The organism is Variovorax sp. GW821-FHT10D07 (genome assembly GCF_059415325.1).
The window spans coordinates 51,366-74,988 of record NZ_JBWKMZ010000026.1; the positions used below are offsets into that span (position 1 = coordinate 51,366).

At 69.6% G+C, this 23,623-nt stretch carries 20 protein-coding genes; 13 read left to right on the forward strand and 7 right to left on the reverse strand.

Translation table 11 applies throughout. The annotated features are described in order from the left end of the window. The first annotated feature begins 28 nt into the window (after positions 1 to 28). Positions 29 to 844 carry a PP2C family protein-serine/threonine phosphatase gene (locus AC07PU_RS40645; RefSeq protein ID WP_495323483.1) on the forward strand — a complete coding sequence of 272 codons (816 nt, stop codon included), beginning with the start codon at positions 29 to 31 and terminating at the stop codon, positions 842 to 844. A 145-nt stretch (positions 845 to 989) separates the two neighbouring features. Here AC07PU_RS40645 and AC07PU_RS40650 read toward each other — a convergent pair whose 3' ends face one another. From AC07PU_RS40650 to tssA, 4 genes are all read right to left on the reverse strand, one after another. Beyond that, complete coding sequence (locus AC07PU_RS40650) at positions 990 to 1,469, reverse strand: Hcp family type VI secretion system effector (protein ID WP_093350855.1); 480 nt, start codon at positions 1,467 to 1,469, stop codon at positions 990 to 992. 148 nt (positions 1,470 to 1,617) lie between these two features. Further along, positions 1,618 to 3,111 (reverse strand): type VI secretion system contractile sheath large subunit, encoded by a 1,494-nt coding sequence (gene tssC, locus AC07PU_RS40655; protein ID WP_093350857.1) that lies wholly within the window; start codon positions 3,109 to 3,111, stop codon positions 1,618 to 1,620. A gap of 50 nt (positions 3,112 to 3,161) precedes the next feature. Beyond that, a complete protein-coding gene (gene tssB / locus AC07PU_RS40660; RefSeq protein WP_093350860.1) occupies positions 3,162 to 3,680 on the reverse strand; it encodes a type VI secretion system contractile sheath small subunit in 519 nt (172 codons plus the stop codon). A gap of 88 nt (positions 3,681 to 3,768) precedes the next feature. Beyond that, on the reverse strand, positions 3,769 to 4,800 hold the full coding sequence (gene tssA / locus AC07PU_RS40665) for a type VI secretion system protein TssA (RefSeq protein ID WP_495323484.1): 1,032 nt from the start codon (positions 4,798 to 4,800) through the stop codon (positions 3,769 to 3,771). A gap of 71 nt (positions 4,801 to 4,871) precedes the next feature. Between tssA and tssJ the strand changes: the two genes are divergently transcribed. After that, positions 4,872 to 5,414, forward strand: a complete 543-nt coding sequence (gene tssJ / locus AC07PU_RS40670) for a type VI secretion system lipoprotein TssJ (protein ID WP_208508480.1) — start codon at positions 4,872 to 4,874, stop codon at positions 5,412 to 5,414. A gap of 29 nt (positions 5,415 to 5,443) precedes the next feature. On the opposite strand, the gene AC07PU_RS40675 is transcribed toward tssJ, so the two are convergent. Beyond that, entirely contained in the window at positions 5,444 to 6,643 is a 1,200-nt protein-coding gene (locus AC07PU_RS40675; protein WP_495323485.1) for a type VI secretion protein IcmF/TssM N-terminal domain-containing protein, read from the reverse strand. 16 nt (positions 6,644 to 6,659) lie between these two features. After that, positions 6,660 to 7,991, reverse strand: a complete 1,332-nt coding sequence (locus AC07PU_RS40680; RefSeq protein WP_495323486.1) for a DotU family type IV/VI secretion system protein — start codon at positions 7,989 to 7,991, stop codon at positions 6,660 to 6,662. A 302-nt stretch (positions 7,992 to 8,293) separates the two neighbouring features. Here AC07PU_RS40680 and AC07PU_RS40685 point away from each other — a divergent pair, with 302 nt between their 5' ends. Continuing rightward, positions 8,294 to 8,974 (forward strand): response regulator transcription factor, encoded by a 681-nt coding sequence (locus tag AC07PU_RS40685; protein WP_093350872.1) that lies wholly within the window; start codon positions 8,294 to 8,296, stop codon positions 8,972 to 8,974. A 36-nt stretch (positions 8,975 to 9,010) separates the two neighbouring features. On the opposite strand, the gene AC07PU_RS40690 is transcribed toward AC07PU_RS40685, so the two are convergent. Then, positions 9,011 to 10,822: an acyclic terpene utilization AtuA family protein gene (locus tag AC07PU_RS40690; protein ID WP_495323487.1), complete on the reverse strand. Its 1,812-nt coding sequence runs from the start codon at positions 10,820 to 10,822 to the stop codon at positions 9,011 to 9,013. 153 nt (positions 10,823 to 10,975) lie between these two features. Between AC07PU_RS40690 and AC07PU_RS40695 the strand changes: the two genes are divergently transcribed. The 10 genes from AC07PU_RS40695 to AC07PU_RS40740 all read left to right on the forward strand — a co-directional run bounded on the left by AC07PU_RS40695 (position 10,976) and on the right by AC07PU_RS40740 (position 23,411). Beyond that, the gene (locus AC07PU_RS40695) at positions 10,976 to 12,151 is read left to right on the forward strand and encodes an acyl-CoA dehydrogenase family protein (protein ID WP_093350878.1); all 1,176 of its coding nucleotides are present in this window, start codon (positions 10,976 to 10,978) and stop codon (positions 12,149 to 12,151) included. Between the two features lie 24 nt (positions 12,152 to 12,175). Then, entirely contained in the window at positions 12,176 to 13,009 is an 834-nt protein-coding gene (locus tag AC07PU_RS40700; RefSeq protein WP_495323488.1) for a TIGR03084 family metal-binding protein, read from the forward strand. Continuing rightward, on the forward strand, positions 13,006 to 13,905 hold the full coding sequence (locus AC07PU_RS40705) for a phosphatidylglycerol lysyltransferase domain-containing protein (protein ID WP_495323489.1): 900 nt from the start codon (positions 13,006 to 13,008) through the stop codon (positions 13,903 to 13,905). The genes AC07PU_RS40700 and AC07PU_RS40705 overlap by 4 nt, the downstream gene beginning before the upstream one ends. A 67-nt stretch (positions 13,906 to 13,972) precedes the next feature. Continuing rightward, positions 13,973 to 14,890, forward strand: a complete 918-nt coding sequence (locus AC07PU_RS40710) for an amidohydrolase family protein (protein ID WP_398492885.1) — start codon at positions 13,973 to 13,975, stop codon at positions 14,888 to 14,890. A gap of 69 nt (positions 14,891 to 14,959) precedes the next feature. Further along, a complete protein-coding gene (locus AC07PU_RS40715) occupies positions 14,960 to 16,582 on the forward strand; it encodes an acyl-CoA carboxylase subunit beta (RefSeq protein ID WP_495323490.1) in 1,623 nt (540 codons plus the stop codon). Between the two features lie 17 nt (positions 16,583 to 16,599). Continuing rightward, positions 16,600 to 18,585, forward strand: coding sequence for an acetyl/propionyl/methylcrotonyl-CoA carboxylase subunit alpha (locus tag AC07PU_RS40720; protein ID WP_495323491.1), 1,986 nt, complete (start codon positions 16,600 to 16,602; stop codon positions 18,583 to 18,585). Continuing rightward, the gene (locus AC07PU_RS40725; RefSeq protein ID WP_495323492.1) at positions 18,582 to 19,358 is read left to right on the forward strand and encodes an enoyl-CoA hydratase/isomerase family protein; all 777 of its coding nucleotides are present in this window, start codon (positions 18,582 to 18,584) and stop codon (positions 19,356 to 19,358) included. Before AC07PU_RS40720 ends, AC07PU_RS40725 begins: the two co-directional genes overlap by 4 nt. A gap of 533 nt (positions 19,359 to 19,891) precedes the next feature. Next, on the forward strand, positions 19,892 to 21,310 hold the full coding sequence (locus tag AC07PU_RS40730; RefSeq protein WP_398492893.1) for a substrate-binding domain-containing protein: 1,419 nt from the start codon (positions 19,892 to 19,894) through the stop codon (positions 21,308 to 21,310). A gap of 209 nt (positions 21,311 to 21,519) precedes the next feature. Beyond that, positions 21,520 to 22,776, forward strand: a complete 1,257-nt coding sequence (locus AC07PU_RS40735; RefSeq protein ID WP_495323493.1) for a substrate-binding domain-containing protein — start codon at positions 21,520 to 21,522, stop codon at positions 22,774 to 22,776. An 8-nt stretch (positions 22,777 to 22,784) separates the two neighbouring features. After that, positions 22,785 to 23,411 carry a transposase gene (locus tag AC07PU_RS40740; RefSeq protein ID WP_398492897.1) on the forward strand — a complete coding sequence of 209 codons (627 nt, stop codon included), beginning with the start codon at positions 22,785 to 22,787 and terminating at the stop codon, positions 23,409 to 23,411. Positions 23,412 to 23,623 lie beyond the last annotated feature (212 nt).

The following is a 23,623-nucleotide window of genomic DNA, read 5'->3' on the forward strand; positions in this document are numbered from 1 at the left end:
CACGCACGACCGACGCGAGGAGCCCCGCTTGGAAATCGAAATCGTCACGCTGTCCCGCCAGGGCGGCCGCAGCTACAACGAAGACGTTCACGGCCATTGGCACGACGAGCGCCATGTCGCCTGCCTGGTGGCCGATGGCGCCGGCGGCCATGGCGGCGGCGACGTGGCGGCGGCCACGGTGCGCGCGAGCGTGCTGGGCGCGTTCTCGGCCGGCCCCAGCCTCGACGCGGGCGTGCTGCGCGCCCTGATCGAGCAGGCCAACCGCGACGTGGTGACGCGCCAGGCCGAGGGCGGCACGCTGGCGGGCATGCGCTCGACGGTGGTGTTCGCGGCCATCGACCTCGAGGTCCATGCGCTGGCCTGGGTGCACAGCGGCGACAGCCGGGCCTACCTGTTCCGCGGCGGCGCGATCGTCGCGCGCACCACCGATCACAGCCTGGTGCAGCAGATGGTGGCCGGCGGCATGCTCGACGAGGAGGGCGCGCGCCTGCATCCGCAGCGCAACATGCTGCTGTCGGCGCTGGGCTCGCTCGAGGAAGAACCCGACATCGCGGTGTCGGACCGCATGCGGCTGCTGCCGGGCGATGTGCTGCTGTTGTGCAGCGACGGCGTGTGGGAGCCGCTGGGCGACGAATGCCTGGTCGAGACCCTGCATGCCTCGCGCACGCCCAGCCAGTGGGTCGAGCAGATCGAGGCGCAGATCGTCGCGCGCGCGAAGCCGGGGCACGACAACTACACGGCGCTCACGCTGTGGGTGATCGACGCCGCCGAGGACGAGACGCGGCTGCTGCCGGTCGAGGCGCAGCCCGAGCCGCGCGATCCGGACGACACCGTCCTCGGTTGACGGAACGGGCGGCGGCGCGCGCCGCCTCCTCTCCCTTTTCTTTTCTCCCGCACCAATAGAAACGGCCCGCGATGCCCTCGAGCAGAGGACGCGGGCCGAATGGCGTGGAGCTTGCCGCGCTCGCGCGGCGAAGTCCGGGCAGATCTCAGCGGGTTTCGGTGGTGGCCACGTTCCAGCCGAACTTGACGTCGCCGGTGGTGGCGCCCTTGTCGTTCTGGGCCTTGTAGGCGAACTCGATGTCCTTGTAGGTCACGACCACGTTCTCGAGCACGTCGCCGCCTTGCGAACCGGCCGGGGCCACGTTCGAGATGAAGACTTCCTTCATCGTGACCTTGAGGTACTCGCCCTGGCCGTCGCCGGACTTGCGGCAGGTCAGGACCGCGTCCTTGAAGTGCTTGCCGCTGACGCAGTTCTTGGCCAGCACGGGCGAGGCCTTGTCGAAGATGTGGACGAAGTTGAAGAAGCCGGGCTGCGCCTTGCCCTTGCCCGAGCCGCCGCCCGATGCCGCGCCGGAGGTGTTCGCCACGTCCCACGACCACGACAGGATCTCGATCTCGTCCTTGTGATCCTTGTGGGTGGCCTCGCCGGTGACGCCGTCGAACTTGATGTGGAAATCGGATGCCATCTTGCTACTCCTGTGATGCCTGCGATGCGCGGGCGATGGTTGACGAAAGAGAAAGTTTTTTGGGGCTACCGGCCGCTGCGGGTGGGGCTTCGGCCGGTAGTGATCTCAGAACGAAGAAGCGGGCGGGATTTCAAACCCACCCGATGGCCTATGCCGCGCCCTTGGCGGACGGCAGCTTGGAGACCAGGCGCAGCGAGACCGTCAGGCCCTCGAGCTGGTAGTGCGGGCGCAGGAAGAACTTGGAGGAGTAGTAGCCGGGGTTGCCCTCCACCTCCTCGACCACCACCTCGGCCGCGGCCAGCGGCTTCTGGGCCTTGGTGACTTCGGACGAGTTCGCCGGGTCGCCGTCCACGTAGTTCATGATCCACTTGTTGAGCCAGCGCTGCATCTCGTCGCGTTCCTTGAACGAGCCGACCTTGTCGCGCACGATGCACTTGAGGTAGTGCGCGAAGCGGTTGCAGGCGAACAGGTAGGGCAGGCGCGCGGCCAGGTTGGCGTTGGCGGTGGCGTCGGGATCGTCGTACTCGGCCGGCTTGTGCAGCGACTGGGCGCCGATGAAGGCCGCGAAGTCGGAGTTCTTGCGGTGGATCAGCGACAGCAGGCCGGCCTTCGAGAGTTCGGCCTCGCGCCGGTCGCTGATCGCGATCTCGGTCGGGCACTTCTGGTCCACGCCGCCGTCGTCGCTCGGGAAGGTGTGCAGCGGCAGGTTCTCGACCGCGCCGCCCGACTCGATGCCGCGGATGCGCGAACCCCAGCCGTAGAGCTTGTACGAGCGGTTGATGTTGGTGGCCATCGCATAGGCCGCGTTGGCCCAGGCGTACTTGCTGTGGTCGGCGCCGGCGGTGTCTTCCTCGAAGTCGAACTCCTCCACCGGGTTGGTGTTGGCGCCGTAGGGCGTGCGCGCCAGGAAGCGCGGCATGCACAGGCCCAGGTACTTCGCGTCGTCCGACTCGCGCAGCGAGCGCCAGCCGGCGTACTCGGGCGTGAGGAAGATCTTGGTCAGGTCGCGCGGGTTGGCGAGCTCCTGCCACGACTCCATCTGCATCAGGTTCGGGCTCGCGCCGGTGATGAAGGGGGCGTGGGCCGAGGCGGCGATCTTGGCCATCTCGCCGAGCAGCTCGACGTCGGGCGGGCTCTGGTCGAAGTGGTAGTCGCCGACGATGGCGCCGAAGGGCTCGCCGCCGAACTGGCCGTACTCCTGCTCGTAGATCTTCTTGAACATCGGGCTCTGGTCCCAGGCCGCGCCCTTGAACTTCTTGAGGTTCTTGGCGAGCTCCTGCTTCGAGATGTCCATCACCCGGATCTTCAGGTTCTCGTCGGTCTCGGTGTTGTTCACCATGTAGTGCAGGCCGCGCCACGCACTCTCGAGCTTCTGGTAGTCGGGGTGGTGGATGATCCGGTTGACCTGCTCGGTGAGCTTGGCGTCGATCGCCGCGATCATCGACTGGATCGACTTCGTGACGTCCTTGCCGATGACCTCGCTGTTGGCCAGCGCCTGCTGGGCCAGCGTGAGCACGGCGGCTTCGACCGCGCTCTTGGCTTCGTCGCTGCGCGGCTTGAATTCCTTCTGCAGCAGCGACGAAAAGTCGCTGCCCGCGTACGCGACGTCTTTCAACGCGCTCTGTTCGAGTGCTTCGGCCATGGTGGGTTACTCCTCGTGAACCGGATGTGGAAGTCGGAATGGGACAGGGATCAGGCGGCCGGCGGGGTGGTGCCGTCCTCGGGCTTCTTGGTCGCGGCCAGCGACTGCAGCAGCGCCGGGTCCTCGAGCACCTTGGCCAGCAGTTCCTCGGCGCCGTTCTTGCCGTCCATGTAGGTGACGAGGTTCGACAGCTGGGTGCGCGCCTCGAGCAGCTTGTTGAGCGCGCCGACCTTGCGGGCCACGGCGGCGGGCGAGAAGTCCTCCATGTTCTCGAAGGTCAGCTCGACCTTGAGCTCGCCCTCGCCGGTCAGCGAGTTCTCGACCGCGAAGGCCGCGCGCGGCTTCATGGCCTTCATGCGCGAGTCGAAGTTGTCGACGTCGAACTCGAGGAACTTGCGGTCGGTCACGGGCGCCAGCGGGTCGGCGGGCTTGCCCGACAGGTCGGCCAGCACGCCCATCACGAAGGGCAGCTGGATCTTCTTCTCGGCGCCGTAGAGTTCGACGTCGTATTCGATCTGCACCCGGGGCGCCCGGTTGCGGGCGATGAATTTCTGACTGCTCTTGGCCATGGCGATGCTCCTTGCGGGGGTGAAACGGGGTGGGTCGATCCAGGGATGGAAAGGGGAGGGGAGGAGGGGGAGAGGCGGCGCAACGGCCTCAGTCCGAGGCGCGGCGACCGGTCACGTTCTCGATCGTGTCGAGCGCGTTCGGCGCGAGGTTGGCCATGATCTCGAGGAAGCTCACGCCGATCAGCTTCTTGGCGCGCTCGATCAAAAGCGGCGCGGGATTGCCGGGCTCGGTGGTCTCGAGGAAGCGGATCACGCGGTCGAGCATCTTCAGCGCGTCCTCGCGGGTCTGGATCTCGCCGCGCGCGGCCGCGGGGCGTGCACCGCCTCCGCCCGCCGCGGCTTCGCCGCCGTCGTCCGTGCCCGCCGCGCCGGCTTCCTCGGGCACGCCGATCGCGGCGCTGCAGGCCTTCTGCACGGTGCGCGCGATGGTGCGCAGCGCGCCCAGGTCGATGGCGTCGGAACGGCCGGTGCGCTCCACCAGCAGCGCCTGCAGCTGGTCGATCAGCGCCGGCGCGGCGATCGCGGCCTCGATGCGCTCGGGCTGCGCGGCCTGCAGGGCCTCGAGGCCGGCCTGCAATTGCGGCGCGGAGTAGAGCGGCTCGCCGTTCGCCGCGAGCGTGCCCTGGACCACCGCGATGTCGCGCACGCGGATCGAGCCCACGCCCGGCGCCGCGCCCACCTGGGCGTCGTAGAGGTCGCGCAGCACCATGGTCTCGTCGTTCAACGGCGCGAGCGCGTTCAGGCGCATCGTCGGATCGTTGTCGTCGTCGGCATCGAGCGTTGGATGTATGCCGTCCCAGAAGCGGTCGAGCAATCCGGTCAAAAGGCGCAGGCCGGCGACGAAGCCGGGCACGCCCTGCAACCGGGTGGCGGCACGCAGCATCAGCACGGCGGCACGCACGTCCTTGCTGCGGCGCAGGATGGCGTCGGACTGCTCGGCCACGCTGCGCCAGTCCGGCTCCACCGCGGGAATGACGGTGTCGCCGAACTGCTGTTCGGGCTTGCCCTGCGACGCGGTCACGAGCGCGGTGAAGTCCGCGTCGTACTCGAGGTCGGTGCCGCTCGGCGCGCTGTCGCCGATCGGTGTGAGCAGTGCATCTGCGAGTTCGTTGGTGAGCATGTTGCCTGTTGAATGTGGCTGGTGATAATCAAAGATGCCTCTCAACCGGTCAATGCAACGAAGGGAATAGCATGCGAGCGCTCGGTACACACCATTCGTCCTATGGAGGCCTTCCGGCCACGGCTTCGCGCCGGCACGTGGCGGCCTTCGGCCTCGCTGCCGCAGCGCTCTTTCTCGCGGGCTGCGCGAGCAAGCCGCCCCCCGAAGTGAAGACGCCCGTGTCGCTGACGCTGGTGGCGGGCCCCGATGCCAATCCCGACGCGCGCGGCCGCGCATCGCCGCTCACGGTGCGCGCCTACGTGCTCAAGACGCCGGGTGCCTTCGAGAGCGCCGACTTCTTCTCGCTGTTCGAGAAGGACCAGGCCACGCTCGGCGCCGAGCTGGTGCAGCGCGAGGAAACGCTGCTGCGTCCCGGCGAGAGCCGCAAGTTCGATTTCGTGCTGCAGCCCGACGCCAAGATGATCGGCGTGATGGGCGCGTTCCGCGACCTCGACCGCGCGCGCTGGCGCGAGGTGCGGCCGCTCGAGGTCGGCAAGATCAACACCATCACCGTGACCTACGGCGCGCGCCAGATCCGCATCGATCAGAAGGCGGAGCCGATCAAGGAGAAGTAGGCGCCGCGCGGCGCGGGGGCTGGCGGCGTTCACATCGCGTCCAGGCCCGTGTCGCGGTCCGCGGGCGGCAGCCGGCCGGGGCGCACCAGCGAGGCGTCCGCCGGCAGGAAGCGATGGAACAGGTCGCCCGTGAAGGCGCCATTGCCGCCCGCCGCGCCGCCGGCCACCGTCAGGTAGAGGCCGCGCCAGCGCAATCCCCGGGCCTCGCGCGCCTTGCGGCCATGGCTGTCGAACAGCGCCTCGGCCGCCAGCCTGAGCCCCGGCTGCAGGCTTCGTACCCCCTCCACGAACGAATGCACCGCGAGCCGGCCCGAAGCGCCCGACTGCTCGCGCAGCAATCCCATGCGCAGCGCATGCAGCCGCACGGCGATCGGCTCGAACACCGCATCGAGCCGGTCGGCGGCGCTGCCGGCATCGGGCATCGGCTGTTCCGCCGCCAGCCGATGGCCCAGGGCCTGCGCCAGCACCTCGGGCGGCAGCGTGCCGCGCAGCGCGCCATAGCCGTCGAGCCCTTCGAGGCCCGTGACCACGAGGTAGAACGGCAACTGCAGCCGCAGGGTGCGGCCGGCCTCCTCGACCAGCCGGCGCAGCCGCGCGATGCGCATGCGGAAGGCGATCGCGTCGGCCGGCGCCTCGCGCAGCGCCTGCGCCCCGATGCAGGCCACGATGCCGTGCAGCGGTAGACGCTCGCGGCGCTCGGCCAGCGCCAGCAATGCCGCGAGCCAGAGGGCGCGCGAGTGCGGCGCGTCGGCCGGGTCCTCGAGCACGCGCGCATCGATCTCGATGGCGGCCATGGCACCGCCGGTCCACCAGCGCCAGCCGCTGCGCACCGGGCCGGTCGGCGCGTCGTCCGACGGGTCCGCGTCGAGCGGCGAGGCGGCGAGCAGCCCCGGCAGGTCGGCGGCCGCATCGCCGAGGAACAGCAGCCACGGCGCGCTCGGCGTCGCGCCGCGGCCGAAGTCCTCGTCATCGAGGCTCTCGCCGGCGGCACGCGGGCGCGGCGCCAGCCGCAGCCGCTGCTGCGCGCGCGCCATCGCCTCGTGCAGGCGCTCGACGGCCTGCGCATCGGCCGCGCGCGAGGGCGGCCGCAGCGTGGCGATGCGCTGCTGCAGCGCACGCCGACGCCCGCCGCGCCCGGCATCGCGCACCACGGCGCAGAGCACCGCGAAGCCGAGCGCGCACAGCGCGAGCAGCGGCCAGAAGAGGTGGGCGGGCGGCAGGGTGTGCATGGCGGCGGCGCGCGCGTCAGCGCGCCTCGGTCTCGAGGAACACGAAGTCGGCGATCAGCCGGTCGCCGCCCTTGTTGGCCGCGAGCGCCTCGCGCAGCTGCAGCAGGTAGGCCGAGGCCAGTTCGAACGGCGGCCGGTCGGCGGTCTCGTGGAACGGCATCGGCGAGGAGATCACGGTCACCAGCACGCTGCCGAAGGGCGGGCTCACGAGCCAGCTCGAGGGGATGTCGCGCCCGAGCTCGAGCTTCTCGCCGGCATGCAGGCGGGTCGGCGCGCGGCCCGCGTTGAGGTGCATCACCGAGCCGTCGGCGGTGTAGTAGTCGACCCACAGCACGCTGTCGTGGCGCGGCGCGGTGACCTCCACGCGCACCGTGTCGCCCTCGCGCAGGCGGCGCTGCCGCGCGGAGGGCAGGTCCAGCCCGAGGCCGTAGGCCTTGTCGGCATTGCGTGCCTGGTAGGGCTTGAGGATCGCGAACACCTCGCAGTGCGGCCACACGCGCACGCCGAGCTCGAAGCGCGGCGCCTTCACGCCCGGCAGCTGGCCCACGTCGTGCTGCACGTTGGCCACGTCGGCCGGCAGCGAGACGAAGCCGCTGACCTTGAGCGTGCCGCCGGCTTCCACCGCCACCGCGAGGTCGGCGCAGGCATAGCTCTGTAGCTGCTGCTCGACGCGCTGCGCGAGGTCGGCCTCGGGCCGCGGCACGCCCGCCAGCCAGGCCCACAGCAGGTAGAGCAGCGGCACCAGCAGCGCCAGCGCCGCGCTCGCGCGCAGCAGCGAGCGGTCGCGCCGGTGCATGTCGATCGGGGCCGGCGGGTCGGGCCCGTCGTAGGGCTGGGGCGTGATGTGCTGCTGCGCGAGGCTGCCGAGCGCGAGCGGCTGCTGCCGCAGCTGGCGTCCGTGCAGGTCCTTGAGCTTGCCGAGCTCGCCGCGGTCGCCGTGCTCGAAGTAGTACTGGCCCTTGAAGCCCAGCGCCAGCGCATGCCAGTAGACCTCGCGCACCTCGTCGTCGCGCGCGCCCAGCGCCGAGAGGTGGTGGAAGAACTCGCTGTGGGCATTGTTCGAGGCGAACAGCTGCACCTGCAGCGGTGCCGCGCCCTGGCCCGCGCCCGGGTGGCGCGCGAGGATCTCGTCGATCCAGGCGACCATCGCGAAGGCCGCCGATTCGAGCTGCGCGGGCAGAAGCGGCGTGGCCGCGGCGCGCGCGCGTTCGCGCGCCGCGTCGAGCAGCTGGCGGGCCTGGATCTGCGCGGCGTCGTGCGCGAGCGCGGGGCGGTTCGCGGCGATCGCGGCATCGAGCGCGAGCCCGAACGAGACGAAGGCCGAATAGCAGTCGATCAGGCGGGCCATGAAGACACGCGCGCCGGCTCAGGCCGCGGCGAGGCGCGCAGGCAGCGCCGGGCGCCGCACGAGAGATGCCCTGCACCGGCGCCTGCTTCGTTGGCACATGCCCATGTCTCGCTTCCTTCGGGTTGGCGATCATTCTTCTCAGCGGCCCCGGGGGGCGCCATATCGCTTGGGGCCTATGCCGTTCGTGGAGCGCGCCAGCCTTGCTGCGCGGGGCATTCGCCGGTATCGTCGGCGGTCGCTGAGTCAATGCACGCTGGGGCGAGCTTCGTGACCCCTTCTCAAGCGTTGAAAGGCCTTAAGTCATGAAAATTCTGATCGCCGACGACCACCGGCTTGTCATCGAAGCGGTCAAGGCCAAGTTGTCCGAGCTGGAGCCCGGCATCGAGTTCGTGCTGGTCATGAGCGTCGACGAGCTGCTCGCGGGTGCCACCGACGACCTCGACCTGGCATTGATCGACCTCAACATGCCCGGTGCCGACGGGCAGGCCCACATCGACGAGATTCGCCGCCGCCATCCGGCCGTGCCGGTGATCGTGCTGTCTGGCTACGAGGACCCGGCCATCATGCGCGCCGCCCTCGAGCGCGGCGTGCTCGGCTTCATTCCCAAGGCCTATTCGCCCGAGGTCATGCTGTCGGCCGTGCGGCTGGTGCTGGCCGGCGGCGTCTACGTGCCGCCGATGATGCTGACCGCGCTGCCGCCCGGCATCGTGGCCGGCGTGGCGCCGCAGCCCGGCGCCGACACCGCGCGCGCGCCGGCCTCCTCGCAGACGCTCGAGCACCTGCGCAACGTGCTGACCGAGCGGCAGGTCGAGGTGCTGCAGCTGCTGTCGCAGGGCAAACCCAACAAGCTGATCGGCCGCAGCCTCGGCATCAGCGAGGGCACGGTCAAGATCCACCTCGCGGCGATCTTCCGCGCGCTCAACGTGCGCAACCGCACCGAGGCGGTGGTGGCGGCGCAGGCCTTGACCGAAGCGCAGGCCTGACCCAGGCCCGAGACCGTTCGGGCCGCCCCTCTCGTTTCAGCGCCGTTGCGCCGCCTGCGCCACCGCGCGCGGCACCTTCACCCGCATGTCGAGCAGCATCTGCCCCATGCCCTTGCCCAGCGGGTCCATGCGCATCGACGAGGGCCCGCCGCCGTCGAGCGCCCCGTGCAGCAGCAGGTTCATCGCCGCGATGCCCGGCAGGTGGAAGCGCTCGACCTTGCCGTGCACCAGGTGCGCGAAGTAGGCGCCCACCGCCTCGGGCGTGACGCGCGACCACAGCAGCGGCAGCCACTCGGGCCGGCGCGCCACCAGGCCGATGTTCGAGAGGTCGCCCTTGTCGCCGCTGCGGGCCCAGGCCAGGTCGATGAGCCGCAGCTCGACCTGTTCGCCACCGTCGTCGGCGAAGGGCGGCGGTTCCGCCATCGGCGGCGCGGCACCATCGCCCGCGCCGGGCGGGATCGCCACGGCCTGCCGCTCGCCATCGATCGCGAACGCGACCGGCACCTGCTCCTTGGCGAGCAGGAACGCGAAGGGCTTGACCAGCGGCGACACCGAGGGCCGGCCGCCGCCGGGCCCCGTGGTGCCCGGCGACCACGAGGTGCCCGCGGGCGCGATCTCGCGCGCGAAGATCTCGAGCGCGGCCTTCTGCGGATGGTCGACCGCCACGCGCATCATCGCCTCGCGCACGCCGTGGGTGCGCGCATGCGGGCCGTAGAGCGTCTCGGCGCCGATCGCCTCGATGTGGCTGCGCGTGAAGGGCGGCAGGCCCAGGCGCGCGAGGATGCCGCCGGTGCGCTCGAGGATCGCCTCGGCCGTGCGCCGCGCCTTGCGCTCGGCATCGATGCCCACGATCACCAGGCTGCCCGCGCAGCGGAAGCCGTCGAGTTGCGTGGCCGAGACCTTGTAGGCCGGGGTCGGCGCGCGGCCGCGCGCGGGGCTCACGCGCACGCGGTCGGGGCCCTCCTGCTCGATCGTCACGGCGCGGAAATCGCAGCTCACGTCGGGCAGCAGGTAGGCGCCCGGGTCGCCGATCTCGTAGAGCAGCTGTTCGGCCACCGCGGCGCGGATCACCTTGCCGCCCGTGCCCTCGGGCTTGGTCACGACGAAGCTGCCGTCGGCATGGCATTCGACGATCGGGTAGCCGATGTTCGCCCAGTCGGGGATGTCCTCCCAGTCGGTGTGCAGGCCGCCCGTGGCCTGGCAGCCGCATTCGATGATGTGGCCCGCGAGGCTGCCCGAGGCCAGCCGGTCGAAGTCGCCGGGCTGCCAGCCGAATTCGTGCATCAGCGGCCCGAGCGTGACCGCGCTGTCGACGCAGCGGCCGGTGATCACCACGTCGGCGCCCGCGGCCAGCGCGGCGGCGATCGGCAGCGCGCCCAGGTAGGCGTTGGCGCTCAGCACCTTCTCGGGCAGGGCCTCGCCCGTGAACATGTCGCGCGTGTCCGCGGCACGCAGTTCGGCCATGCGCGCGCCGAGGTCGTCGCCCTCGACCACCGCGATGCGCAGCGGCACGCCCTGGGCCTCGGCCAGCGCGCGCAGCGCGGCGGCGCAGCCCTGCGGATGGATGCCGCCCGCGTTGCTCACCACCTTGATGCCCTGGCGCTTGATCTCGGCGAGCACCGGCTTCATCGCGATCTCGACGAAGTCGGTGGCGTAGCCGAGCTCGGGCTTCTTCGAGCGCGCCGCGGCCAGGATCGCCATCGTGGTCTCGGCCAGGTAGTCGAACACCAGGTAGTCGAGCCGGCCGTGCTGCACGAGCTGCGGCGCGGCCACCATGCTGTCGCCCCAGAAGCCCGAGGCGCCGCCGATGCGGACGGTCTTGGTCGGTGCGGCGGTGGATGAAGGCATGGCGGTCCTCGGTGGCGGATGGAAGGGCCAGCTTAGCGAGACGGGCGCGGCGCGGCTTGCGTCGAGTCGCTGCGCCTCGCGTCGCCGGGCGCAGCCTGTTGGCGCAAGACCCGTGGAGCGCCCGCCGCTAGCCTCGTGCGCCAAGGAGACACCATGGAATTCCTGGACGCCCCACCGCTGCCCTTCTACTTCTCCGCCGAGCACGAAGCCTTCCGTGCCGGCCTGCGCGCCTTCGTGGCACGCGAGATCGCGCCCTTCGTGACCGAATGGGACGAGGCCGAGACCTTTCCGCGCGAGCTGTACCGGCGCGCGGCCGGGCTCGGCGTGCTGGGCCTGGGCTATCCCGAGGCGCTCGGCGGCACGCCGGCCGACCTGTTCCATCAGCTGATCGTGGCCGAGGAATTCGCGCGTTGCGGCGCGGGCGGCGTGCAGGCCTCGCTGAACTCGCACAGCATCGCGCTGCCGCCGATCCTCAAGGCCGGCAGTGAGGAACTCAAGCAGCGCGTGATCCCGCCGGTGCTGGCCGGCGAGAAGATCGCCGCGCTCGCGATCACCGAGCCCTCGGGCGGCTCCGACGTCGCGGCGCTTCGGACCACCGCGGTGCGCGACGGCGACCACTATGTGGTCAACGGCGAGAAGACCTTCATCACCTCGGGCGTGCGCGCCGACTTCATCACGACCGCCGTGCGCACCGATCCCGCGAACAAGGGGGCGGGCGGCATCTCGCTGCTGGTGATCGAGGGCGACACGCCGGGGCTCGCGCGCACGTCGCTCAAGAAGATGGGCTGGTGGAGCTCCGACACCGCGCACCTGCGCTTCGAGAACTGCCGCGTGCCCGCGCGCAACCTGGTGGGCACGGAGAACCAGGGCTTCAAGCTGGTGATGAACAACTTCAACGGCGAGCGGCTCCTGATGTCGGCGCTGGCCTGCGGCTTCGCCGAGGTCTGCCTCGAGGAGGCGGTGGACTGGGCGCGGCAACGCGTCTCCTTCGGCGTGCCGCTGGCCGAGCGCCAGGTGGTGCGCCACAAGCTCATGGACATGACCCTGCGCGTCGATGCCGCGCGCACCCTGGTCTACGACCTGGCCTACCGCATCGAGCACGGCCTGGCCGATCCGGCGAAACTCGTGGCGCGCGTGTGCCTCGCGAAGGTGCAGGCGACCCAGGCCATGCAGTTCTGCGCCGACCAGGCGGTGCAGTTGCTGGGCGGCATGGGCTTCATGCGCGGCACGCGCAGCGAACGCATCTACCGCGAGGTCAAGGTGATGATGATCGGAGGCGGATCGGAAGAGATCATGAAGGACCTGGCGGCCCGGCAGCTCGGGCTCTGAAGAACGAGAAGGACAACGCCCACGATGAACGATTCGACGAACGGCCCCAACGCCGAGACCGCGCGCGACCTGCGCGACGAGTACGCCGAGCTCGCCGCGCTGTGCGCCACGCTCACGCCCGAGCAGTGGCGCGCGCCCAGCGTGTTCTACGGCTGGTCGCCCTGGGACGAGATCGCCCACCTGTGCTTCTTCGACCAGACCTCGATGCTCGCGCTGAACGACCCCGAGGCCTTCGTGCGCGATGCCGCGGCGCTCAATGCGCAGTTCGCGCAAGGCCGCGAGATCAGTTCGCTGGCGCGCGAGAAGTACGGCTCACTCGACGGCCCCGCGATGCTCGCGCTGTGGCAGCCGCTCTCGATGCAGCTGGCCGACGCGCTCGCGGCGCTCGACCCGAAGGCGCGGCTGCCCTGGTACGGGCCGATGATGAGCGCGCGTTCGTTCGCGACCGCGCGGCTGATGGAGACCTGGGCCCATGGCCAGGACATCTGGGACCTGATGCGCCGGCGTCGGCCCGTCAATGCGCGGCTGCGCCACATCGCCCACATCGGCGCCACCACCTTCGGCTGGACCTTCGTCAACCGCCAGCTGCCGGTGCCCGAGCCCGCCCCCTTCATCGAGCTCGACGCGCCCGGCGGCCAGACCTGGCGCTGGGGCGATCCGGCCTCGGCGGAATCGGTGCGCGGCGACGCGCTCGACTTCTGCCTGGTCGTGACCCAGCGCCGCCATCTCGCCGATACCGCGCTGCGCTGCACGCCGGGCAGCGCAACGCAGTGGCTGTCGATCGCCCAGTGCTTCGCGGGGCCGCCGGCCGATCCGCCGGCGCCGGGCGTGCGCGCGGTGGTCTACGACGCCGCATGAGCGCCGCGCCGGGGCGGCCGCTGTCGCTGTCGCTGCGCGAGGCGATCGAGCCGGCGCTCGCGCGGCTGCGCGCGGGCAGCGCCGAGGGCTGCCTGTCGGACCTGACGTTCTCGAACCTCTGGCTGTTCCGCGAGGCCCACGACTACCGCTACATCGGGCCCGAAGACGACGGCTGGCCGCGCATTTCGGGCCGCACCTACGACGGCACGCGCCACCTGGCCCCGCTGTTCGCGCTGCCAGAGGCACCACCCGAGGCGCTGGCCACGATGCTCGAAGACCACGACTGCTTCTACCCGCTGTCGCGGCGCGACATCGAAGGCCTGAGCGCCGACCGCTTCGCGCTGAGCGCCTCGCCCGACGACGCCGACTACCTCTACGACGCCAGCCGCTTCGCCGACTACGCCGGCCGCGCGCTGGCCTGGAAGCGCAGCCAGGTGCGGCAGCTGCTCGCGCAGTGCACGCCGCGCGCCGAGGCCTTCGGTCCCGCTTCGGCCGGTGCCGCGCTGCGCGTGCTCGAGGCCTGGATGGCGCAGAAGGGCAAGGCCGCGGGCGAGGCCGACGAGGCGCCGTGCCGCGCAGCCATCGCCGATGCGGCGGCGCTCGGGCTCGAGGGCTTCGTGCATTTCGTGCACGATGAGCCGCTGGGCTTCGTGCTCGCGCAGGAACTGCAGCCCGGCGTGTTCGCGATGCGCTTCGCCAAGGGGCTCGACAGCCACGCGGGCATCTACCCGCACATGTTCCAGCACTTCTGCCAGCAGTTCGAGGCCCGGTTCGGCCGGCCGGTGCGCTGGCTCAACTTCGAGCAGGACATGGGCATCGCGGGCTTCCGGCGCAGCAAGCGGTCGTACGCGCCGGCGGCGATGGTGCAGAAGTTCAGGGCACGGTTATTGCGCTGAGCCGGCGCGGCGACAGGTATTCTTCCGCCGCCCACCGTACCGACCGCATCCGCCGCGAGGAGCCCGCATGACCCGGACCACCGATTCCCTTCATCGACGCTGGCCGCGCGCCGCATCCGCGGTCGTTGCCGCTGTCGCCGCCGGCTTCGCATTCGCGGCCCAGGCCGCCGACTACACCGGCCCGCTGTTCGACACCCACCTGCACTACAACGAGGAGGCCTGGAACGGCAGCAGCGGCCCGTTCCCGCCGGCCGAGGCGCTCGCGCGCATGCAGCGCAACGGCGTGCGTGCCATCGTCGGCAACTCGCGGCCCAACGACGGCACGCGCACGCTCGCGGCGCTGCGCGAGACCCGCGAGGCTGGCGTCACCGTGGTGCCCTTCGTGCGGCTGTACCGCAACCGTGCCGACTACAACAACTGGTTTCGCGACGAGAGCATCCACGAGATGGTGCTGGCCGAACTCGAGCGCGGCACCGCGAGCGGGCCCTACCGCGGCATCGGCGAGTTCCATCTCTACGAGAGCGCCAATGCCAACGGCCCGGTCGCGAAGAAGCTGATGGCGCTGGCCGAGCGCAGGCAGCTCGCCGTGCTCGCGCACGTGGACGACGAGGCGGTCGACCTGCTGATGGCCAACACGCCGAGCCAGGGCCGCGACACGCGGCTGATCTGGGCCCATACCGGCATCGGCGGCACGCCGGTGGCGCGCGTGCGCCAGATGCTCGAGCGCTATCCGAAGCTGATGGGCGAGCTGTCGTACCGCCCAGGCCTGGTCTGCGAGGGCGGCACGCTGTGCGCGCCGTGGCGCGAGCTGATCCTGGCCTTTCCCGACCGCTTCCTGATCGGCTCCGACACCTGGGTCAACCAGCGCTGGAGCGCCTACGACGAGCTGATGCGCGGCTACCGCGGCTGGCTCGGCGAGCTGCCGCCCGCGGTGGCGCAGCGCGTGGCGTGGGACAACGCGGCCGGGCTGTTCGGCGTGCGCTGATCCCCAGCCACTGGGCACAAGACGCCCCGGGGGGCGCTGCCTAAGCTGCCATGGACTCTTCCGCAGACCATGGCCACCATCGAATCGACCCTCTCCCCCCACGGCGAAGCCTTCCAGGCCAATCGCGCCCACATGCTCGCGCTGCTCGAGCGCGTACGCGGCTGCGAGCAGCGCGCCGCCGCCACCTCGGAGCGTTCGCGCGAACGCTTCGAGAAGCGCGGCCAGCTGCTGCCGCGCGAGCGGCTGTCGCTGCTGCTCGACCCCGGCACGCCCTTCCTCGAACTCTGCTCGCTGGCCGGGCTCGGCCTGGACAACCCCGACCTCGACAAGAGCGTGCCCGGCGGCGGCGTGATCGCGGGCATCGGCCAGGTCTCGGGCCTGCGCGTGATGGTCAATGCCTCCGACTCGGGCATCGACGCCGGTGCGCTGCAGCCCATGGGCATCCCGAAGCAGCTGCGCATCCAGGAACTCGCGCTCGAGAACCGGCTGCCCTACGTGCAGCTGGTCGAGAGCGCGGGCGCCAACCTCATGACCTACAAGGTCGAGGAATTCGTGACCGGCGGCAGCCTGTTCCGCAACCTCGCGCGGCTGTCGGCCGCCGGCCTGCCGGTGCTGACCGTCACGCACGGTTCCTCGACCGCGGGCGGCGCCTACCAGACCGGCCTGTCGGACTACATCGTGATGGTGCGCGACCGCTCGCGCGCCTTCCTCGCGGGGCCGCCGCTGCTGAAGGCCGCCACGGGCGAGATCGCGACCGAGGAGGAACTGGGCGGCGCGCTGATGCACAGCTCGGTGTCGGGACTCGGCGACTACCTGGCCGAGGACGACCGCGACGCGATCCGCATCGCGCGCGAGATCCTCGCCCACATCGACTGGAACCGCGAGCTGCCGGCGGCGCCGCCGCGGCGCTTCAAGCCGCCGCGCTTCGACGCCGAAGAGCTGCTGGGCATCATGCCGGCCGACCTCAAGCGGCCGGTCGACATGAAGCAGGTGATCGCGCGCATCGCCGACGACTCCGAGTTCCTCGAGTTCGGCACCGGCTACGGCAGCGCCACCGTGGTCGGGCACTTCAAGATCGAAGGGCTGCCCGTGGGCGTGGTCACCAACAACGGTCCGATCGACAACGCGGGCGCCACCAAGGCCGCGCACTTCATCCAGGCCTGCTGCCAGTCGCGCACGCCGATCCTCTACCTGCAGAACACCACCGGCTTCATGGTCGGGCGCGCGCACGAGGAGGGCGGGATGATCAAGCACGGCTCGAAGATGATCCAGGCCGTGACCAACGCGACCGTGCCGCAGATCACCATCTACTGCGGCGCTTCGTTCGGCGCCGGCAACTACGGCATGTGCGGGCGCGGCTTCCATCCGCGCTTCTGCTTCTCGTGGCCCAACGCGCGTACCGCGGTGATGGGCGGCGAGCAGGCGGCGCAGACCATGGTCAACGTGACCGAGGCCGCGATGCGGCGCAAGGGCGGCGAGGTCGACCGCGCCAAGCTCGCCGAGATGGAGCGCCGCATCGTCGAGCGCTTCGACAGCCAGATGAGCGTGTTCACCACCAGCGCGCACGTGCTCGACGACGGCGTGATCGATCCGCGCGACACGCGTGCCGTGCTCGCGAAGTTGCTGGCCGTCTGTCGCGAGGCCGAGCTGCGCGAGCCGCAGCCCATGCAGTTCTCGGTGGCGCGGCCATGAGCGAGGGGAAGCAGTCCATGACCCAGCCCACGCCCTTCCACAAGATCCTGATCGCCAACCGCGGCGAGATCGCTCTGCGCGTGATGCGCAGCGCGCGCGCCCTCGGCTACCGCACGGTGGCGGTGTATTCGAGCGCCGATGCCGGTGCGCGCCATGTGCGCGAGGCCGACCAGGCCGTGTGCATCGGTGAGGCGCTGCCCGCGCAGTCCTACCTGCGCATCGAGGCCATCGTCGAGGCCGCGCGTCGCACCGGCGCCGACGCGGTGCACCCGGGCTATGGCTTCCTGGCCGAGAACGCCGCCTTCGCGCGCGCCTGCAGGGAGGCCGGTCTGGTCTTCATCGGCCCCTCGGCCGAGGCCATCGAGGCCATGGGCCACAAGGCCGGTGCCAAGGCGCTGATGCAGGCCGCGGGCGTGCCCTGCATTCCGGGCTACCAGGGTGAGGACCAGGGCGAGGAACGGCTCGCGCAGGAGGCCGCGCGCATCGGCTTCCCGGTGATGATCAAGGCCACGGCCGGCGGCGGCGGGCGCGGTATGCGGCTGGTGCCGTCGGCCGAGGAGTTCGCCCCCCTGCTGCGCAGCGCGCGCTCGGAGGCGCAGAGCGCCTTCGGCGATCCCGAGGTGATCCTCGAGCGCGCGATCGCGCAGCCGCGGCACATCGAGATCCAGGTCTTCGCCGACCGCCACGGCCATGCGATCCACCTGGGCGAGCGCGACTGCTCGGTGCAGCGGCGGCACCAGAAGCTGATCGAGGAGGCGCCCTCGCCGGCGGTGGATGCCGCGCTGCGCGAACGCATGGGCGCGGCCGCGGTGGCGGCCGTGAAGGCGATCCGTTACGAAGGCGCGGGCACGCTCGAGTTCCTGCTCGACGGCGGCGGCAACTTCTACTTCATGGAGATGAACACGCGGCTGCAGGTCGAGCATCCCGTGACCGAGGCCGTGACCGGCCTCGACCTGGTGGAGCTGCAACTGCGCGTGGCCGCGGGCGAGCCGCTGCCGCTTGCGCAGCAGGACGTGCGCTTCGAGGGCCATGCGATCGAGGTGCGGCTGTGCGCGGAAGACGCGGCGCAGGGCTTTGTGCCGCAGAGCGGAACGCTCGCGCTGTGGAAGATGCCGCCGCGACTGCGCGCCGAGCATGCGCTGCATTCGGGTGCCGAGGTGCCGCCGTACTACGACTCGATGATCGCCAAGCTCGTGGCCCATGGCCGCACGCGCGAGGAGGCGCGGCGCAAGCTGGCCACGGGGCTCGAGGACGCGGTGGCGCTGGGCGTGACCACCAACCAGGCCTTCCTGCGCGCTTGCCTCGTGCATCCGGTGTTCGCGGCGGGCGGTGCCACCACGGCCTTCATCGGCGAGCACCAGGTGGCGCTGCTGCAGGCCGACGAGGCCGCGGCCGCACGCGCGGCCGCACTCGCGGCAGTGCTGCTGTACGAGCGCGCCGACGACACGCAGGCACGGCGGCTGCCGCACAAGCTGCCGATCTCGCTGCGCTTCGAGCTCGCGGGGCAGACGCGGCATGCGAGCGTCGCGTTGATCGCGTCGCGCCAGTTCCAGGTCACGCTCGATGCGCAGGCCTTTGCGATCGAACTGATCGAGCACGGCGGCGACAGCGTGCGCTTCGCCTGCGATGGCGTGCACGAGAGCGCCGCGTACTGGCGCGACGGCACCTTGCTGTGGCTGCAGTACCGCGACCGTGCGCTGCGCATCGAGGACACCACGCGTGCGGCCTCCGCGCGCCAGGGCGGCGCGGGCGGCGGCGACGGCAAGCTGCGCGCCTCGATGAACGGCCGCGTGGTCGCGGTGCTGGCCGAGCCCGGCCAGGTCGTGCGCGCGGGGCAGCCGCTGCTCACGCTCGAGGCGATGAAGATGGAGCACGTGCATGCCGCGCCGGTCAGCGGCCGGCTGACCGCGCTGCATGTGCGCATCGGCGACCAGGTCGAGGCGCGCCGCGTCGTGGCCGAGATCGAGGTCGATGCCCCCGTTGCCGAAGGAGCCGCGCCATGAGCACCGCCGCCGTATTGCACGAGAAGCGCGACCGCGCCTTCTGGATCACGATCAATCGCCCCGACAAGCGCAACGCGCTCAACGCCGAGGTGGTGGCCGGCCTGCGCGAAGGCTGGCGCCTCGCGCATGCCGATCCCGAAATGCGCGCCATCGTGCTGACCGGTGCGGGCGAGAAGGCCTTCTGCGCCGGCGGCGACCTGCAGCCCGGCGCGGGCTTCGCGTTCGACCTCGCGCAGCCCACGCTCGACTACGCCGACCTGCTGCGCGAGACGCAGAACGGCACCCTGCCGAGCATCGCGCGCATCAACGGCAGCTGCATGGCCGGCGGCATCGGCCTCTTGTGCATGACCGACCTCGCGGTGGCCGCCGACACGGTGCAGTTCGGCCTGCCCGAAGTGAAGATCGGCCTGTTCCCGATGCAGGTACTGAGCCTGCTGCAGCGCATCGTGCCGCGCCGCACCCTGCGCGAGTGGTGCCTGAGCGGCGAGCCCTTCGGCGCGGCCGAGGCGAAGGAAGCCGGTCTGCTGAACCACGTGGTGCCGGCCGACGCACTCGATGCGAAGACGCAATGGCTGCTCGAGCGCCTGACCGACAAGTCGCCGACCGCGATCCGCCGCGGCAAGTACGCGATGCGCGCGCTCGAGGCCATGTCCTTCGACGAAGGCATCGCTTTCACCGAGGGGCAGATCGCGCTGCTCGCGGGCACGCAGGATGCGAAGGAAGGGCTGGCCTCGTTCAACGAGAAGCGCAGGCCGGTGTGGACCGGGCGCTGAGCGCTTCGCACGCGCATCGCCGATGCGCCGAATCGATGACCGGACGCAATGTCCGGAATTAGCGCCGGCGCATTGAACGTCTGGCGAAAACATTGCTCCGAGATGTTGTGTTCGGCAACGGCATGTCAATTCAATGCCGACTCGGCGCATTGCACGCCTCATGCCGGGCTTGCGTGAGTCTCCGGATTGGGACTCGAAAACGAGTCCAAAAGCGCTCATGTCCAAAGATGTTCGGGTGTCTCTTCTCGATGTTCGGGAAGACGGCGCATCGGATGCCCGTTTCCGGACGGTGACAACCCCGCGCGTGACGCCCGCCTGTCGGTGAGGACGTCGGAATTTTGATTCGAAGAATCAACGGGTTAGCCGATTTTTTCCGAGGATCCAGCACGCCTTTCGCTGTCCTCGGCCGTCCTCCCCGCCTCGTTTTTCTCACCGAAAAGTTCGGGTGAAATTGAAGCCGTGTTCCGGTGAATTTTTCAACTGAGCGTCATCGACGATCTTCAAACTTGATTTGTCGCCAAGGCAATGGCGGCATGTTGATTCAAGGGTATTGGGACGCTGTATTTGTCGGCGGAGAGGTGCCCGAGATCTGCTCATTCGGTTCTTATTTTTTCTCAAACTTTTTCAGTTTGTTTAGGAGCAATTCGATGATTTCCGTTAATTTCAAGCGCAACGCGCTGTCGGCGCTGGTCGCGGTCGGTGTGATGGCCATGGCAGCTGCTGCTTCGGCCCAGGTCGTGGGTGGCGGTGCAACGTTGCCCGAAGAGCTTTATGGCAAGGCGAAGTTCCCCACCACGTCCATCGGCATTCTGAACAAGACCCCGGCCTCGTCCTCGCCTGCGAATCCTCTGAATCCGAGCTTCAACGCCTATGTTGGCATCGGTAGCGGCGGTGGCAAGAACTCGTTCTTCCAGAACAATTCGAACCTGCTGGTCTGGGATCACGACAACAACCCCGCCACGGCGAACGTGCCCTTCTACTCGACGCCGGTGACGGTGGACTACGCTGGCAGCGACTCGCTGGTGACCACGGCCGAACAATCGGCCTACGATGCTGCCACCAACGCACTGGGCAAGACGAACTTTGGTCGCCTGATCCAGGCTCCGGCCGTCCTCACCTCGGTGACCGTGCCCTACAACATCGCCGGCCGTACTTCGGTGAACCTGACCAGCGCCCAGCTGGCACAGATCTTCGCCGACCCGACCATCACCAACTGGAACCAGGTGACCGGCTTCTCGACCCTGAACCAGCCGATCAAGGTCATCTACCGCGCCGAAAGCAGCGGCACGTCCGAGATCTTCCTGCGTCACCTGAACTCGGTGAACAGCACGCTGGTGCCTTCGGTCAACAGCACCTTCTCGTCGGTCGTGAACGTCAGCAACACCAGCAAGTACGTTCCCGCCACTGGCAGTGATGGCGTCGTGGCAGCCCTGGCAGCCAATCCCTACTCCATCACCTACGTGAGCCCGGACAAGCTGGGTGCACCGCTCAACACCCTGACCCCCGCCCAACTCGCAGCCAAGGTCGTGGCCATCACCCGCACGATCAGCGGCGTGACGAGCAACCTGCTGCCGACCGAAGTGAACGTGACGGCCGCAATGACCGGCATCAATCCCCCGACCAGCGCGTCGGCTCCCGCCGTGGACTGGGGCATCGGCGCTGGTGCGACCGCTACAGCACTGGCGAACCCCTCGCAGGGCTATCCGATCGTTGGCGCGACCAACCTGATCTTCAGCCAGTGCTACGCGAGCGCGGTTGACAACGCCCGGATCCGCAACTTCTTCAACCAGCACTACAACACCACGGACAACGACGCCGCGATCGCCGCGCATTCGTTCATCAAGCTGCCGACCAACTGGAGGACCGCTATTTACAACGCGTTCTTCACCTCGACCAGCCCGGAAAGCATCGGCTTCACGAGCGTCTGCTCCGGCAAGGGCCGTCCGGCCTGAGTGTGATGCCTAGGGTTTGATGGCGGCCACGGGGCTTGGCATTGCAGGCCCGCTTTCAACCCTTTCGTTCAGGCCGGCCAGGCATTCATGTCTGGCCGGCCTTCGAACTTTCAGCGGGGCATCGATTGCCCCTGCAACAGCGGGTGGACGAAATCGTGCTCGCGCAATCCCTTCGGATCTCTGTTGGACAACCGCTCGAGGAGTGGTCAATGAAATTCTCTGTCTTCCAGTGCAAGGCGCTGCTCGTCGTCGGTGCGACGACGTGGGCCCTTGCCGCATCGGCCCAGGTCGTGGGTGGCGGTGGAACCTTGCCCGAAGGTCTCTATGGCAAGGCGCAGTTTCCTGTCGGTTCCACGGGCATCCTGAACAGGACGCCGGTTCCCGGCTTCAACGCCTATGTCGGCGTGGGAAGCGGCGCGGGCAAGAGCGCGTTCTTCCAGAACAACTCGAACTTGCTGGTCTGGAACCATGACGCCAACGCGTCGACGCCGAACGTGCCGTTCTACCCGACGCCGGTGACCGTGGATTACGCCGGCAGCGACTCGGTGGTGACCGTCGCCGAAGAAACCGCCTATGACGCGCACCCCACGCTGGGCAGGGCGAGCTTCGGCCCATTGATCCAGGTTCCGGTCGTTCTCGCGGCGGTGACCGTGCCCTACAACATCCCGGGCCGCAGCTCGATGAACCTGACCAGTGCCCAGCTGGCACAGATATTCGCCGACCCGACCATCACCCACTGGAACCAGGTCGCCGGCTTCTCGACCCTGAACCAGCCGATCAAGGTCATCTATCGCGCCGAAAGCAGCGGCACGACCGAAATATTCCTGCGCCACCTCAACGCCGTGAACAACACGCTGGTGCCTTCGGTCGGCAGCACCTATGCGTCGGTCGTGAACGTCGGCAACGCCAGCAAGTACATCCCCGTGACCGGCAGCGATGGCGTGATGGCGGCCCTGCTGGCCACTCCCTATGCGATCGCCTACGTGAGCCCGGAGAGGGTGGCCCTCGGCGACCCGACCAAGGTCGTGGCGATCAGCCGCGCGAGCGGCGGCGTGCTGCAGAATTTTCTGCCGTCGCAGGTGGACGTCGCGGCGGCGCTCGGCACCCCGGCCAGTGCGGGCGCCATCCTCCCCCCGACCGGGGCGGCTGCGACGCAGGCCCGCAACTGGGGCATCGGCTATGTGGTCTCCGGCGTGAGTCCGCTGGCCAATCCCTCGCGCGGTTATCCGATCGTGGGTGCGACCCACCTGATCTTCAGCCAGTGCTATGCCAGCGCGGCCGACAACACCCGGATTCGCAACTTCTTCGCCCAGCACTACGGCAGCGCGAGCGGCGACGTCGTGCATCCCTTCATCAAGCTGCCGGCCCACTGGCGCACGGCCATCTACAACACCTTCTTCGCCACCAACAGCGTGCAGCGCATCGGCAACCCGGACGTGTGCACCGGCAAAGGCCGCCCGATCTGAGACGGATGATGAAAGAGAAAAAACCGAGATTCAACATCCCCTACGGCCAGCCCAGCAGCATCCCGATGCATGCCCTGGACAAGGAGCTGTCGAAGCAGGCCGAGATCGCGCAGACCACGCCGGTGCTGGTCGACCGCTATGGCGAGCCCTGGGTCTGGATCGTCTCGCATGCCTTGTGGCTCGAGAACGACGGGCTCGAGGCCTTCGTGCAGAGCGAGCACGGGCTGGTCGATCTGCGCACGGCGATCGATGGCCTGCTGTCGGATGACGATCCGGTGCTCGACGAGCTGAGCGCCCAATGCGCGAGCGTCGCCGATGCGCGGATCATCGTGCGCGCCTGGCTGCTGCAGATCGTCTATTCGCTGCCCGACCCCAAGCGCGTGCGCCAGGGCCTGGGCTACAACATGCTGTGGCGCTGGTTCGTCGGCTATCTGCTGCGCTCCGAGCCGCTGCCCGAGCCGCGCGCCTTCGTCCAGGACATGAACAAGGTCAGCGCCCATTCGCACGTGGTGGGCATCGTCTTCCGCTGCCTGGCCAACAGTGCGCTGCTCCAGGGCGGCTCGGAGGAGTTCCGCATCAACCATGGCCTGCTGCGCACCTTGCGGGCCCAGCATCTCGACCCGACGATCCGTTGACGCGTGCGCGAAGCTAGGGCCTGTTAACACTATGCAAGGGGTCGCGTTGCCCCGCAAAGGGGCTGGATGCAAGGCGCCCGTGCGCAGCAAGGCTGATGCCTTGCAAGCGCGGGCAACGCCGCAGACGGCCCCTTCGCGGGGCAACCCGGAGGGAAGCTCGCCAAAGCCCGCCCCTCGGCGTTGCGCTCCTAGCGTGTGCGGACGCACACGCG